The organism is Streptomyces sp. GESEQ-4 (assembly GCF_017948455.1).
Lineage (GTDB): Bacteria > Actinomycetota > Actinomycetes > Streptomycetales > Streptomycetaceae > Streptomyces.
In genome coordinates this window covers 528,194-540,872 of record NZ_JAFFSU010000001.1, presented here as the reverse complement: position 1 = coordinate 540,872, position 12,679 = coordinate 528,194, and the positions used below count along the sequence as shown (strand labels likewise).

Genomic DNA, 12,679 nt, shown 5'->3' with positions numbered 1-12,679 from the left:
TCCCCCGTCCGGTCGGGGCTTTCCTTTTGCACCGGGCGAGCCGCAACGTCACCCGGAGGGCTCGTCCGGTACCGGCTGTTCCGGGTGGACGCCGGCCGATTGCGGGGAGCCCTGGCGGCCGGTGCCTGCCTCGTCGGTGTCAGGTAGCTCGGCCTCGTCGGTGTCGTCGGTCGCGTTCTCGGGCGGCACCTCCCACCGGTCGTCGCCCGTGTCGGACTGCTGGTCCTGCGGATCCCGCGGCACGGGACCTTCGCGTCGGTCGTCAGCCATGGCGTCCTCCCTTCGCGTAGCGCCCCGTAGGGGCGCGGGGAACTGCGCGACCAGCCACAGCGAAGCCGCAGACGAACGACGGCCCATCACGGCACCCCGCGGAGCGCTTGGCGCCCCCGAGTACCTCCGCCGGTCACCGGCGAAACCTCACTGCGGAGCCCGCTCCCGAAGCGCCGCGCGCCAGGCGGGCGCCGGACCCTCGGGTACGGGCTCGGCGCGGCGGCCGCCGCGGGCGAAGAAGTCGGCGAGCGGCAGGATCGCGGCGCCGACGGTGACCGCGTCGGGGCCGAGCCGGCCGAGGTCGATGGTGACCCGCTCGGCCGGGTGGCGCAGCGCGTACGACACGGCATGGCGCCGTACGGCGGGCAGGAACCGCGCGCCGAGCTGGAGCCCGGCCCAGCCGCCGATGAGGATGCGCTCGGGCTGGAAGAGGTTGATCAGGTCGGACAGCCCGGCGCCCAGGTACTCGGCGGTCTCCTCCAGGACGGCGAGCGCCACCGGGTCGGCCGCACCGCCCCCGGCGGGATACGCGGCGGCCAGCATCGCCGCCAGCGCCGTCTCCTCATCGGTGTCCGCCGGCGGGCGCCCGCCCTGCTCGCCCCACCGCTCGAGCAGCGACTCGGCGCCCGCGTACGCCTCCAGGCAACCGAGCGCACCGCACCGGCAGCGGCGCCCCCTGACCCGTACCGTCAGATGGCCCCACTCCACCGCCCGCCCGTGCTCCGCCTCGGGCGTGACCAGGCAGGCGCCCACCCCCGAGCCGAAGAGCACGACGACCGCGTTGCGGGCGCCGCGTCCGGCGCCGAACCACATCTCGGCCTGGCCGAGGGTCTTGGCGCCGTTGTCGATGAAGTACGGGACGGTGTCGGGCAGGGGGGAGCCGTCACGGAGCAGCGCTTCGAGGGGGACCGCGTCCCAGCCGATGGTCTGCCCGTGGACCACGGTGCCGCGGTCCGGTGCGTGTTCGACGATGCCGGGGACGCCGATGCCGACGCCCAGCAGCTGTTCCGGCGCGATCTCGGCGGTCGCGAGCACCTCGGTGATGCCGTCGCGGATGTGACCGACGATGACCTCGACGTCGTAGCCCTGATGGGTCAACGGGCGTTCGGTGCGGGCGAGTTCGGTGAGGGTGAGGTCGAACAGCTCGATGCGGACCCGGGTTTCGCCGACGTCGACGCCGATCATGTGGCCGCTGCCGGGTGCCACGCGCAGCAGGGTGCGCGGGCGGCCGCCGTCGGAGTCGACGCTGCCGGCCTCCTCCAGCAGGCCGTCGGCGACCAGGTCGGCGACGACGTTGCTGACGGAGCCGGAGCTGAGCCCGGTCACCGGGCCGAGCTCGAAGCGGCTGAGGGGTCCGTCGAAGTACAGCCGTTGGAGTACGGCCGTACGGTTGGCCCGTCTCAGGTCGCGTACCGTGCGCCCGTTCCGCCCCGCCATGTGGTTCCCTCGATCTGATTTGAGGACCCTCGTCGGGTCAGCGAGCGGCCAGTTCCTGGATCTCGTCGAGGGCGAGGAGGAGTTCGGGTGCGACCACGGTCTGGACCCAGCCGTCGCGCTCCTCGCCCGTCGCCCGTGGGACCGTCTCGGTGATCATGATCAGGTAGAGGTAGCTGCGGTAGAGGGCGAGGCGGAGGCGGGCCGGAGTGTCGAAGACGGCGCGGCCCCCGGCCTCCCGGTAGCCCGCCAGGAAGTCCTCGTCCTTCTTGATGTCATCCAGCAGCGCCAGGGAGACGAAGTCGGCGAGCGGGTCGCCCCAGAACATGCGCTCCCCGTCGATGAGGCCGCCGATACGGGCCGCCCCCGTCGAGCGGTCCACCAGGATGTTGCCCTGCCAGAGGTCGAAGTGGACGAGGTACGGGACGTCGACCTCGTCGAGGGCGGGAAAGGCGGTCCGGAGAATACGGGCCACCTCGTCGGCGGGGCGGGACAGCCGGGCGCGGTAGTCGCGGGCGTCGTCGAGTACGGCGTCGAGCATGCCGGTGAACGCGGTCCGCCAGTCGCCGGCGAGCGGGCCGAGGGCGCCGGACGGGTATCCGAAGCCGGGGCCCGTGACCCGGTGGAGCCGCGCCACCTGACGGCCCAACTCCGCGCGCAGGGCGACCCGTTCGGCCTCGGTGAGCTCATCGTCCCACGGGTCGCCCGGGCAGGCGGTCATCAGCAGATGACGTGCGCCCGCGTCCCCGCCGACCGCCACGACGCGCGGCGCCGATACGTCCGCCTGGGCGGCCCCGTCGTAGAACTCGGCCTCGGAGACGAGGAGTTCCCGCTCGTGGCGCAGGCCGGGCGTGGTCTGAGCGGGTGGGATCTTCAGGACGTAGCGGGTGCCGTCGGTGAGCCGGAGTTCCTCGACCGTGTTGTACGTGCCGCCGTGCAGCGGGCGCAGGTGAGCGAGGCGGTCGGGCGGGATCTGCGCCGCCTCCAGGACGTTTCGCGCCCGCTCCCATGAGTCCACCACCGTGCGCCCACCCCTCCCCTTCGAACACCCTGCGGCGTACACGTCCGCTACAGGGTACGGAACGCGCCGCGCACCGAACGGGTCGCCCGCGCCTATGTGCTGGACGTCCTCGCTCCCGGGGTACGGCCACCGACACTGGCCGTACCCGCTCCCTCCGGTGCGCCGAAGCGGGCGAGGGTGTGCCACACCATTTTCAGGTCCTGGAGGTCGTGGTGTCCCGTGCGGGCCGCGTTTCCGATGATCCGCGGGTCGAGGCGGGCCTCCTCGGCGATCCGGGCGCCCAGGTCGGCGTACTCGGGGCCGCGGTAGTCCGCATGGCCGCGCAACTCCGCCACGGTGAGCCGGTAGCCGGGGTGCCATTCGAGCGGGAAGGGCAGCGCGCGGGCCGCCTCCTCGACCGCGGTGCCCCGGTAGCTCGCGTCCAGGACAAGCGCCTCCACGTCCCGGGCGAGGACGACGCCGCCGTGGACCTGCGCCTCGATGTAGTCGTTGAGCGCGTCCTGCCGGTCCGCCTCGGCCAGGGCGATCAGGGACATTCCGGCGGCCACGCCGAAGTCGGCGGGCTCGGCCGCACTGTCGGGGTAGCAGAAGGTGGCGCGGTCGAGCGTGGCGCCGGTCAGCCGGAGGTGCGAGGACCCGAACCGTGGGGCTGCGCCGACCACTTGGCGCCGGAAGTTCAGAGCGCCGTACACAGGCCGGTCCTGCGAGTCGGCGTCGTCGTACGCCCCGCCGAAGATCCGGCTCTCCCAGCGCCAGCGGTCGCCGCCGGGATGTGCGGTGAGGCCGCCGTTGCTCACGCCCGTGACGAACTGCGAGTGGTACGTGCCGTCCCGGGCCAGCGCCTCGAGGATGGGGGCGCCGCCGACCAGCCGGTCCGGGTGGAAGTTGAGTGTGATGCGCAGCTCCCGGTCGACGGCCGGCCCGGCGGAACGGCCCGCCACATGCCCCAGCGCCGCCCGCGCCCGCGATGACCCGACGTCCCCGAATTCCACTGGCTTCCCCTCCCGCGGGCTACCTAGGAAACGATCCACAGTCCCAGGAGACCTCCCTAGACGTCCCGCAGCGTCGAAGTCTCCACCTCGTGGAGGTGAATCAGGACGTCGTGCGAGCGCCTCAGCACGATGTCGTTCGGGCCGTCCGGATACGCGGTGCCGATGGTGCGCGTCGGCCGGGCCTTCGCCAGCCACTCGCGGGCCGGCGATCCGACCGACCGCAGGTCCACGACGTAGTCGCGGTGACGCACCCGGTCGAAGGTCACGCCGACGCTCACATACCCGGCGCCGAGAGTCTCCCGCAGAAACGCGCCCTGCGTCTTCGGGTTCGACGCGGGATCGACCGCCACATAGCCGACGTGCTCGTCATGCGCCGACAGCAGCACCTTCGTACCGGTGTGCCGCTGCCACCACACGACATTGGCGTTCTGCACAGCACGGTCGTACGCCGTCCGGTCCGCGCCGGGGCCCTGGCCGCGCAGCAGGTCCAGCGCCTCGCCGGTGCGCTCGGCCATCTCCCGCCGTTCCGCATACGGTTTGCTCAGGTACTGCTCGATGTAGGCCTTGGTCGCCGGGATGCCGGACGTTGTACGCCCGCTTCCACTCGACGAGCCGCAGATAGGCGGTGTTGTTCCACCACAGGTAGTCGCGCTGGAACTCCTCGCGCATGATGCGCCGCGGGTCGCCCTTGCCATGCCGCACGTAGGCGTCGAGACGCAGGCCCGTGCTCCAGGGGGCCTCCAGGGCGAAGGTGCGGAAGCCCTTTCCTCGACGAGGTGGCGGAAGACGCGGTCCCTGAGGGCGAAGAAGTCGTGCGAGCCATGGCTGGCTCCCCGACGCCGACCACCTGCGCGTCCCCGATCATCCGGTCGAGGGGGCGCAGATCGCCGGTGCCGCCGCCGGGTTCGACGGGTCAGGACTGTTCCGGTCCGATGCCATTTCATGATCCAAGGCTGTCGCTGCCCGGCCCCGCCGGCACCATCCGGCCGTCCACCGTCCTCGGACGCGGACATCCGGAGCGCGACAGCGGGGGTTTTCCTCAGTACGTTCGATGCGCCTGAGGAAGGGAAGATCCCAAGGGATGCGAGATGTGCGTGAGCGGACGGAGTCCCTCGAGAGCCTGGTGAAGAAGCGGCGCCGGGACCCCGTCGTCGTCCAGACGCTGCGGTCGGCCGCCGCCGCGACGATCGCCTACGTCATCGCGCTGCGCCTGAGCCCCGAGCAGTTGCCGCTCACCGCGCCGCTGACCGCGCTGCTGGTCGTCCAGGTCACGCTCTACGCCACGCTCACCAACGGCATCCGCCGGGTGAACTCCGTGGTGGCCGGCGTCCTCGTGGCCATCGCCTTCAGCCTGCTGGTGGGGCTGACCTGGTGGAGTCTCGCCCTGCTGATCCTCGCCGCGCTGGGGGTGGGACATCTGGTGCGGGTCGACGAGTACGTCCCCGAGGTCGCGATCAGCGCGATGCTGGTCCTCGGTGTGACGACCGTCGGGGACACGGCATGGGCGCGGGTGGTGGAGACGCTGATCGGCGCGGTCGTCGGACTCGGCTTCAATCTGCTGCTGGCGCCGCCGGTGTGGGTCGACCAGGCGGGTGAGTCCATCGAGGGGCTGGCCCGCCGGCTGCGGCAGCTGATGCTGAGCATGGGTGAGGAGGTGGCCGGCCGTACCCCGGTCGAGCGGACGGCCGCACGGCTGCACGAGGCACGCCGGCTCGATCACGACATCGTCGAGGTGGACGCGGCGCTGCGGCAGGCGGAGGACAGTCTGCGGCTCAACCCGCGCGTGCGGGAGGGTCTGTTGCACCGGGTCGTGCTGCGCACCGGCCTGGACACGCTGGAGATCTGCACGGTCGTCCTGCGCGTCCTCGCCCGCAGCTTCACCGACCTGGCCAAGGAACGCGAGCCCGAGCCGCTGTTCACGCCGCCGACGGGTGCCGCGGTGGAACAGCTCCTTGCCGAGATCGCCGACGCCGTGGTCAGTTTCGCCGTCCTGGTGACCACCAGCGTCAGCGCCAACGCCGAGTCGGCTGAGGCCCGGCTCACCGCCGAGTTGCACACCGCGGCGGCCACCCGCGACAAGCTCGCCCAGCTGCTGCGCGAGGAGGCCGAGCGCGAGACCCGGCACTGGCAGCTGTTCGGCGCCGTCCTGACCGAGGTGAACCGCATCCTCGACGAGCTCGACACCGAGCACCGCACACGTCGGCTGCTGGAGGAACTGGACCGGGTGTCGCAGGACCAGCGCGAGCGGATGCCGCGTCTGACCCGGCTGCGGGAACGTCTGGGCGTCCAGGAACAGCTGTGGCGGAACCGTACCGGCATGGGCGGGCGTTTCCGGTAGGGGACGCCGGGACGGGCCGGCACCCGATACGAGGGAGCGGGCCGATGACCGATGCCGACACGACCGTGCGGATCGACGGGAACACGCTGCGGCTGCCGCGCGGGGTGGCGGTGCGGTTCATCCGTACGCTGCGGCTGCCCGAGACGGGCACGCACGCGTTGCCGCCGGGGCTGGGCGAGTTCCCGGTCCGGCGTGTGGCGGACTATCCGGACACCGTGCCCGGGCAGTGGCGCTCGCGCGGCGGTGTGATGCTGCCGGTGTACCTGCGTGAGGCGATGTGGCTGAGCTTCGCGGGCACCACCGAACCGGCCGCCCTCCAGGTCGGCGTCGGAAAGGTGTGCGCCGTCTCGGGCCGGCCGTGGAGCGACCGGCTCTCCCGCACACCCCAGAACTACGTGGTGCTCCCCCGCCAGCCCTGGCTGGACGGCATCAACTCCGGGAAGGGCACGGTCCGCCAGTTCGTGGCGGTGCCGCTGGGGATGGGGGCGACCGTCGAGGGGCAGGTCACCGGCGAGGAGGTCTGGGGCGGCGTACAGCTGCAGTCCTTCCCGCTGAACGAGGGGGCGCTGGCCGTGTGGCGCGAGGAGCAGCGGCTGCGGGCCGAGCGTGCGGTGCGGTCCCGGCAGGCGGCCGGGGGCTTCGGCGCCGCGCTGCCGATGTCGGCACCCGCGGCTCCCGGCGCCGCTCCGGCCGGCCGGGCGCGGCCCGCCGCGGCGATGGGGCTGGGCGTCGGCGGCTCCATGCGCCAGGAGGTCTACCAGGACGACCGGCCGGCGACGGACTGGTCCGAGGAGCCCGCCGGGCGGGTCTACGTCCATCTGGTGACGCCCCCGGAATGGCGCCGTATCACCGGCGAGGTCCCGCCGCCGTCACCCGTGGACCGGGCGGCCTACACGAACGCGGGCCTGCCGTGGTTCGACTACTTCGACCAGGACGCGGAGGACCTCGCACCCACCGACACCCTGGAAGGGGTGAAACCGGTCGGCGACTGGATCGGTGACGACCACGAGCCCTGGCAGGAGCCGTCGCCGGGCCAGGTGAAGCCCCTCAAGGACGCGCCCGGCAAAGCGGTGGAGGACGGCGACTGGTGACCGTTGCGGCGCCTGCAACGCACGGTGCTGTTCTTGCATGCCAAGGGTGATCCACGCGAGGGTGGCTGTCGGGACGACCGACGACCTGAGGTGTGGACATGAGCAGTGGTGGCTTGAGCAGGCGCCGGTTCGTCGGCGCGCTCGCGGGAACGGGCGCCGCGATGACCCTCCCGGCGTGCGACAAGGCCCCGGCGCCCGCCGCGGACACGACACCTCCCGAGCCGAGCGCGAGCACACCCCGCGAGGCCGCCAAGCCCTCCGGCCCTCGCCCCCTCTACCTCGGCACGTACACCTCGGTCGACGGCGGCGGCAAGGGCATCGGCCTGGCGACGTACGACGCCGCCACCGGCCGGATCACCGGCGAGGAAACCATCGAGGACGTCGGCGACCCGTCGTATCTGGCGCTCCATCCGGACGGCCGCACGCTGTACGCCGTCAACGAGCGCGAGGACGGTGCCGTGACCGCCGTCCGGCTGTCCGACCACAAGATCCTCGGCAGCCGGAGCACCGGCGGCGGGGCCCCCTGCCATCTGTCGGTGCATCCGGGCGGGCGCTGGCTGCTGAGCGCCAACTATGCCTCCGGCAGTGTGGCCGTGCACCCCATCGACACCTCGGGCGCACTCGGCGAGCGCACCGACCTGGTCACGCACACCAGTCCGGCCCCGGGCCCGGGTCAACAGGGCCCGCACGCCCACCAGTTCGTCACCAGTCCCGACGGCGGCCATGTCCTCGCCGTCGATCTCGGCACGGACACCGTCTACACCTACCGCCTCGATACCGGCGCAGGCACCCTCACCGAGGTCTCCCAGGCCCACACGCGCGCCGGCGCGGGCCCCCGGCACCTGACCTTCCACCCGGGCGGCCGGTACGCCTACCTGGCCAACGAGGTGGACGACACGGTCTCGGTGTGCGGATACGACCGCGCCTCCGGCCGCCTGACCATCGGTGAGCCGCAGTCCACGGGCACCGGCGAGGGCACCAGCTACCCGGCGCAGATCGTGGTGACACCGAACGGCGCGTACGCCTATCTCGCCAACCGGGGTCACAACAGCCTCGCCCGCTACGCGATCGAGGCCGACGGCGCCCGGCTCAGGCTGCTGGGCACGGTGCCGGTGTCCGGTGACTTCCCCCGGCAGATCGCCCTCGCGCCGGACGGGACCCTGCTGTTCGCGGCGAATCAGAGGTCGAGCACGGTGAGCGTGTTCCACGTGGACGCCGCAAGCGGTGAACTGCGGCTCGCGGGCGACCCGTTCGCCTCACCCGTCGCCGTCTGTGCGCTGCCGCTGTAGCGCGCGGGGGCAGGAGGCGGCGCTGGCCTGCGAGAGCAGGATGTGCATGCGCTCGGTGAGCTGCGCGACGTCGTCGGCGGGCCGGTGGAACGCCAGTCGTACGTCGCCGTGGGCGCGGGTGCGTTCGATGCGCAGTGTCAGTCCGTGCCGGTCGACGGCGAGGGGCTGGACCTTCACCGCGCCGTGCAGGCTCTCGGGTTCGACGAGCCGGGTGAGCCGCTCGACGGCGTCGCCGTGGCAGTCGGCGAGGTGCGTCAGCAGCCGGGACTCCGCCGTGGCCAGCGGGTCCGGTGCGGCGGCGGCGAACTCGTCGAGGTCGACGACCACGGCGCCGGTGGGCTGCCGCAGCACCACGCGCGTGGCGTGGAACGCGAGGAGGTCGCCCTCGGGGACGAACCAGCCGGCGAGCCAGAGCCGGGCGCGGATCCGGCTGCGTACGGGCACGGGGGCGACGTCGGCGAACTCCAGGACGGCGGACGGCTCGCCGCGGGGCGCGCAGATGGCCGCCGCGAGCAGCGCGCTGTCCTCGGGCACACTGAGGAGCACCCGTCCGTCGTCGTCCACGGAGTGCGCGCCGACGAACTCCTCCCGGCCGCCGTCCGCGGTCACCGCGCAGGACCACGCGGTGGCGAGCAGCGAACGGGCCCGTTCCGCCGCGGCAGGCGCGGCCGTCCAGGATTGGCTGTCACCCATCCCCAAACCTCCTTAGGTAAGCCTTGCCTAACTTACCCAAGATCGGGGCGCACGCCAACCAGGTCACGCGAACCTGTGCGGCGGCGATGAGAATTCAGGGCCCGAGCACACCCAGCAGGGCCCGTGCGCACAGGTCCCGTACCTGCTCCCGCGAGAGGTCCGAGCCCCGCAGCCACTCCAGACAGACGGCCGTCGTGAACGCCAGCCAACCGCGCACGGCGAGTTGGACATCAGGGCGCTCCCGAGCGACGGGGCCGAACTCGGGATCCTCGGCCAGCACCGCCAGGATCTGCTGCTCATGGGCTCCCAGGGCACGCTGATAAATGCGGCGCACGGCCTGGTCCCCCGCCGCGTCGGCCCGGTGGAAGGCGCGGAAGCCGTGCGCGTGGGCTTCGACATAGGCCAGGTACGTGTCGAGGTTGGCCGCCAGTTGCTCGCGCACCGGCACTCCCGGCGCCGCCGCGGTCATCCGCAGCATCCGCTCGCTCTCCCGCGCCACGACCGCCGCGAAGAAGTCACGCTTCGTCGGGAAGTAGTGGTAGAGCAGTCCGCGCGAGACCCCGGCGATCTCGGCGACCTGCTCGATCCACACGTCGTCGTACGGACTCTCCGAGAACAACCGCGCCCCGACACCGAGGAGTTGTTCGCGGCGCTCCTCGGTACTGAGCCGACGGCGTATCGGCCCGCTCTGTTCAGCGGCCATGTCCGCACTCTACTTGACGTCGATTCAATAGCGGGACCAGACTGGATCGCGTTGTTGAACCCGCGTACAACACGCTCAACGCACCGCTGGATCAAGGGAGATCGCGTCATGGCGGAGACGACGACCAGGGCCGCGGTGCCGAAGGGGTTCCGCAGCGCCGAGCAGGGCTGGCCTCAGCTGCACCGCATTCCGCATCCCCCGCGCCGGCTCCCGCTGCTCGGCGATGTGCTCGGCGCCAGCAGGACCAAGCCCTTGCAGGACTCCCTGCGCTACGCCCGGCAGTTGGGGCCGATCTTCCGGCGCAAGGCGTTCGCCAACGAGATCGTGTTCGTGTGGGGCGCGGGCCTCACGGCCGACCTCTCCGACGAGACACGCTTCGCCAAGCACGTGGGCCTCGGGATCGCCAACCTGCGGCCGATCGTCGGGGACGGGCTGTTCACCGCGTACAACCACGAGCCCAACTGGCAGCTGGCGCACGACGTCCTGGCCCCGGGCTTCAGCCGGGAGGCCATGGCGGGCTACCACCCGATGATGCTGGACGTGGCCGGGCGGCTCACCGACCACTGGGACCGGGAGCTCGCGGCGGGCCGGGCCGTGGACGTGCCCGGGGACATGACGAAGCTGACCCTGGAGACGATCGCGCGCACCGGGTTCGGGCACGACTTCGGCTCCTTCGAACGATCCCGGCCGCACCCCTTCGTCACGGCGATGATCGGCACGCTCTCCTACGCCCAGCGGCTCAACACCGTGCCGCCACCGCTGGCTCCGCTGCTGCTCAAACGTGCCTCCCGGCGCAACGACTCCGACATGGACGTCCTCAACCGCACGGTCGACGACATCGTGCACGCCCGCCGCGCTTCCGGACGCGGGGACGGCGACCTGCTCGACCGGATGCTGGACACGACCCATCCGGAGACCGGCGAGCGGCTGTCCCCGGAGAACGTCCGTCGGCAGGTGATCACCTTCCTGGTGGCGGGCCACGAGACCACGTCCGGCGCGCTCTCCTTCGCCCTGCACTATCTCTCCCGGCACCCCGAGGTCGCGGCCCGCGCCCGCGCCGAGGTGGACCGCGTCTGGGGCGGCTCGGAGGCACCCGGCTACGACCAGGTGGCCAAGCTGCGCTATGTGCGCCGGGTGCTGGACGAGTCGCTGCGGCTGTGGCCGACGGCGCCGGCCTATGCCCGCGAGGCCCGCCAGGACACGGTGCTGGCCGGAGAGCATCCGATGCGGCGGGGCGCCTGGGCGCTGGTGCTCACGCCGATGCTGCACCGCGAGCCCGAGGTGTGGGGCGACGACGCCGAGCGGTTCGACCCGGACCGCTTCGACGCGACGGCCGTACGGTCCCGTCCCGCGCACACCTTCAAGCCGTTCGGCACGGGGGCGCGGGCGTGCATCGGCCGCCAGTTCGCGCTGCACGAGGCGACGCTGGTGCTGGGGTTGCTGCTGCGCCGCTACGAACTGCGGGCCGACCCGGCGTACCGGCTGCGGGTGACGGAGCGGCTGACGCTGATGCCGGAGGGGCTGCGGCTGCACCTGGAGCCGCGGCGCAAGGCGGTGCCGGCTCCTCCTCCTCGGTCAGAGGCTCCCTGTCCAGTGCGCGGGGCGGGCGACTGACGGCGGCAGCTGTGTGCCCGCGCTGCCCCTGGCCGCGTTCACCTGGGGCTGGGTGAGGAAGAACGCGCCGGTCAGGTCGGCGTCCGTGAGATCGGCGTCCCGCAGATCGGCACCGATCAGATCCGCCCCGCGCAGGTCGGCGCCGGTCAGGTCGGCCGCGATGAGGTAGGCGCCGCGGAGGCTGACGCCGCGCAGGTCGGCGCCCTTGAGACGGGCGCCCATGAGGTCAGCGCCCCGGCGGTCCTTCCGGCGGCCGCGCGTACCCGCCCGCACCAGTTCGCTGGTCCGCAGCAGCAGGGCGTTGACGTCCTGCCGGTGGGCGCCGACGTCCAGCGCGCCGAGTTCCTGCGGAGTCAGGCGGGTCAGCTCCTCGGTCTTCTCCAGGGCCCGGCGCAGATCGGCGTGGACGGGGCGGGCCGCGGGCAGGGTGAGGGCTTCGGTCAGGTACCAGAGCAGTTCGTGGAGCTGGCGGACGACCGGGAACACGTCGAACATCCGGCGGGCCTGATCACGCGGGCCCGTGCGCCAGTCCTGTCCGCCGAAGGTGACCTGGGAGACTTTCTGCCCGGCGCCGAAACAGTCGTAGACCGTGCAGCCGGTGAAGCCCTTCTGCCGGAGACGGGCGTGGATGCCACAGCGGTGGTCGTCCTGAAGGTTCCGGCAGGGAGTCCCCGCGTCCTTGTCGATCGCGAAGTCCGCCGAGGCGGTGAAGGGCAGGGCGACACAGCACAGGCCGAAGCAGTTCGCGCAGTCTCCGCGCAGGTCGAGGAGGTCGCCGGGTTGATCTTCCATGCGACCAGCCTAATGTCCGCCCCCGAAAGGAAAGCTCACCGATGAATTTCCGGAGGTGTGGGGGTCTCCACATACAACAGAAAACAAGCTCGGCTACCAAAGAGATACGAGCCGGCAAGGCAGGAGCCAACGGATCGAGGAGAGAGATCATGTGCAGCCATCAGCCTTCGTGCCCCACCGCCGACAGCGCGGACCACCACGCCGCCGTGATCGTCTCGGCCCATCCCGAACAGGGCTGGAGCCTGCTGTGCAACGGCACGATTGTCTTCGACGATACCGGTGAACTGTTGCCGGACGGGCGGGTCGTGAACCCGCATCGCATCCTTGGCGCGCTGGCCGTCGCGGCGTGAGGCCTCCGGCCGTGCTGGCGGGGTGCTAGCCAGTTTGACCGGTGCGGCGCCGTCGTGGCTGGTCGCGCAGTTCCCCGCGCCCCTTCCGGGGC

Annotated in this window: 13 protein-coding genes and 1 pseudogene; 5 read left to right on the top strand and 9 right to left on the bottom strand. The window is 72.1% G+C overall.

Annotated elements, in window-relative coordinates:
* Nucleotides 1–48: 48 nt before the first annotated feature.
* The 6 genes and pseudogenes from KCH48_RS02390 to KCH48_RS43105 all read right to left on the bottom strand — a co-directional run.
* Entirely contained in the window at nucleotides 49–270 is a 222-nt protein-coding gene (locus KCH48_RS02390) for a hypothetical protein (protein WP_210569884.1), read from the bottom strand.
* A gap of 147 nt (nucleotides 271–417) precedes the next feature.
* Nucleotides 418–1,707 carry an ROK family protein gene (locus tag KCH48_RS02385; protein ID WP_210569882.1) on the bottom strand — a complete coding sequence of 430 codons (1,290 nt, stop codon included), beginning with the start codon at nucleotides 1,705–1,707 and terminating at the stop codon, nucleotides 418–420.
* A gap of 37 nt (nucleotides 1,708–1,744) precedes the next feature.
* Nucleotides 1,745–2,725 carry a phosphotransferase family protein gene (locus KCH48_RS02380; protein WP_210569880.1) on the bottom strand — a complete coding sequence of 327 codons (981 nt, stop codon included), beginning with the start codon at nucleotides 2,723–2,725 and terminating at the stop codon, nucleotides 1,745–1,747.
* 92 nt (nucleotides 2,726–2,817) lie between these two features.
* Nucleotides 2,818–3,717 carry a DUF3626 domain-containing protein gene (locus KCH48_RS02375; RefSeq protein WP_210569878.1) on the bottom strand — a complete coding sequence of 300 codons (900 nt, stop codon included), beginning with the start codon at nucleotides 3,715–3,717 and terminating at the stop codon, nucleotides 2,818–2,820.
* Between the two features lie 56 nt (nucleotides 3,718–3,773).
* The gene (locus tag KCH48_RS43110) at nucleotides 3,774–4,232 is read right to left on the bottom strand and encodes an erythromycin esterase family protein (RefSeq protein ID WP_307840777.1); all 459 of its coding nucleotides are present in this window, start codon (nucleotides 4,230–4,232) and stop codon (nucleotides 3,774–3,776) included.
* Between the two features lie 109 nt (nucleotides 4,233–4,341).
* A pseudogene (locus tag KCH48_RS43105) lies at nucleotides 4,342–4,437 on the bottom strand (hypothetical protein); the annotation flags it as partial.
* Between the two features lie 361 nt (nucleotides 4,438–4,798).
* Here KCH48_RS43105 and KCH48_RS02365 point away from each other — a divergent pair.
* The 3 genes from KCH48_RS02365 to KCH48_RS02355 all read left to right on the top strand — a co-directional run bounded on the left by KCH48_RS02365 (nucleotide 4,799) and on the right by KCH48_RS02355 (nucleotide 8,435).
* Nucleotides 4,799–6,055 carry an FUSC family protein gene (locus KCH48_RS02365; RefSeq protein WP_210569876.1) on the top strand — a complete coding sequence of 419 codons (1,257 nt, stop codon included), beginning with the start codon at nucleotides 4,799–4,801 and terminating at the stop codon, nucleotides 6,053–6,055.
* A gap of 44 nt (nucleotides 6,056–6,099) precedes the next feature.
* Nucleotides 6,100–7,146, top strand: a complete 1,047-nt coding sequence (locus KCH48_RS02360) for a hypothetical protein (RefSeq protein ID WP_210569874.1) — start codon at nucleotides 6,100–6,102, stop codon at nucleotides 7,144–7,146.
* Between the two features lie 98 nt (nucleotides 7,147–7,244).
* Nucleotides 7,245–8,435, top strand: coding sequence for a lactonase family protein (locus KCH48_RS02355; protein WP_210569872.1), 1,191 nt, complete (start codon nucleotides 7,245–7,247; stop codon nucleotides 8,433–8,435).
* Here KCH48_RS02355 and KCH48_RS02350 read toward each other — a convergent pair.
* Together KCH48_RS02350 and KCH48_RS02345 are read right to left on the bottom strand one after the other, a co-directional pair.
* A complete protein-coding gene (locus KCH48_RS02350; RefSeq protein WP_210569869.1) occupies nucleotides 8,403–9,128 on the bottom strand; it encodes a DUF2470 domain-containing protein in 726 nt (241 codons plus the stop codon). The two genes, KCH48_RS02355 and KCH48_RS02350, sit on opposite strands and share 33 nt — an antisense overlap.
* A 94-nt stretch (nucleotides 9,129–9,222) precedes the next feature.
* Nucleotides 9,223–9,831 carry a TetR/AcrR family transcriptional regulator gene (locus KCH48_RS02345; RefSeq protein ID WP_210569867.1) on the bottom strand — a complete coding sequence of 203 codons (609 nt, stop codon included), beginning with the start codon at nucleotides 9,829–9,831 and terminating at the stop codon, nucleotides 9,223–9,225.
* Nucleotides 9,832–9,939: 108 nt separating this feature from the next.
* Between KCH48_RS02345 and KCH48_RS02340 the strand changes: the two genes are divergently transcribed.
* Nucleotides 9,940–11,445, top strand: a complete 1,506-nt coding sequence (locus tag KCH48_RS02340; RefSeq protein ID WP_210569866.1) for a cytochrome P450 — start codon at nucleotides 9,940–9,942, stop codon at nucleotides 11,443–11,445.
* On the opposite strand, the gene KCH48_RS02335 is transcribed toward KCH48_RS02340, so the two are convergent.
* On the bottom strand, nucleotides 11,407–12,237 hold the full coding sequence (locus tag KCH48_RS02335) for a pentapeptide repeat-containing protein (RefSeq protein ID WP_210569865.1): 831 nt from the start codon (nucleotides 12,235–12,237) through the stop codon (nucleotides 11,407–11,409). The two genes, KCH48_RS02340 and KCH48_RS02335, sit on opposite strands and share 39 nt — an antisense overlap.
* A 149-nt stretch (nucleotides 12,238–12,386) precedes the next feature.
* On the opposite strand from KCH48_RS02335, the gene KCH48_RS02330 reads away from it, so the two are divergent.
* Complete coding sequence (locus tag KCH48_RS02330; RefSeq protein WP_210569863.1) at nucleotides 12,387–12,587, top strand: DUF5999 family protein; 201 nt, start codon at nucleotides 12,387–12,389, stop codon at nucleotides 12,585–12,587.
* The last annotated feature ends 92 nt before the right edge of the window (nucleotides 12,588–12,679 follow it).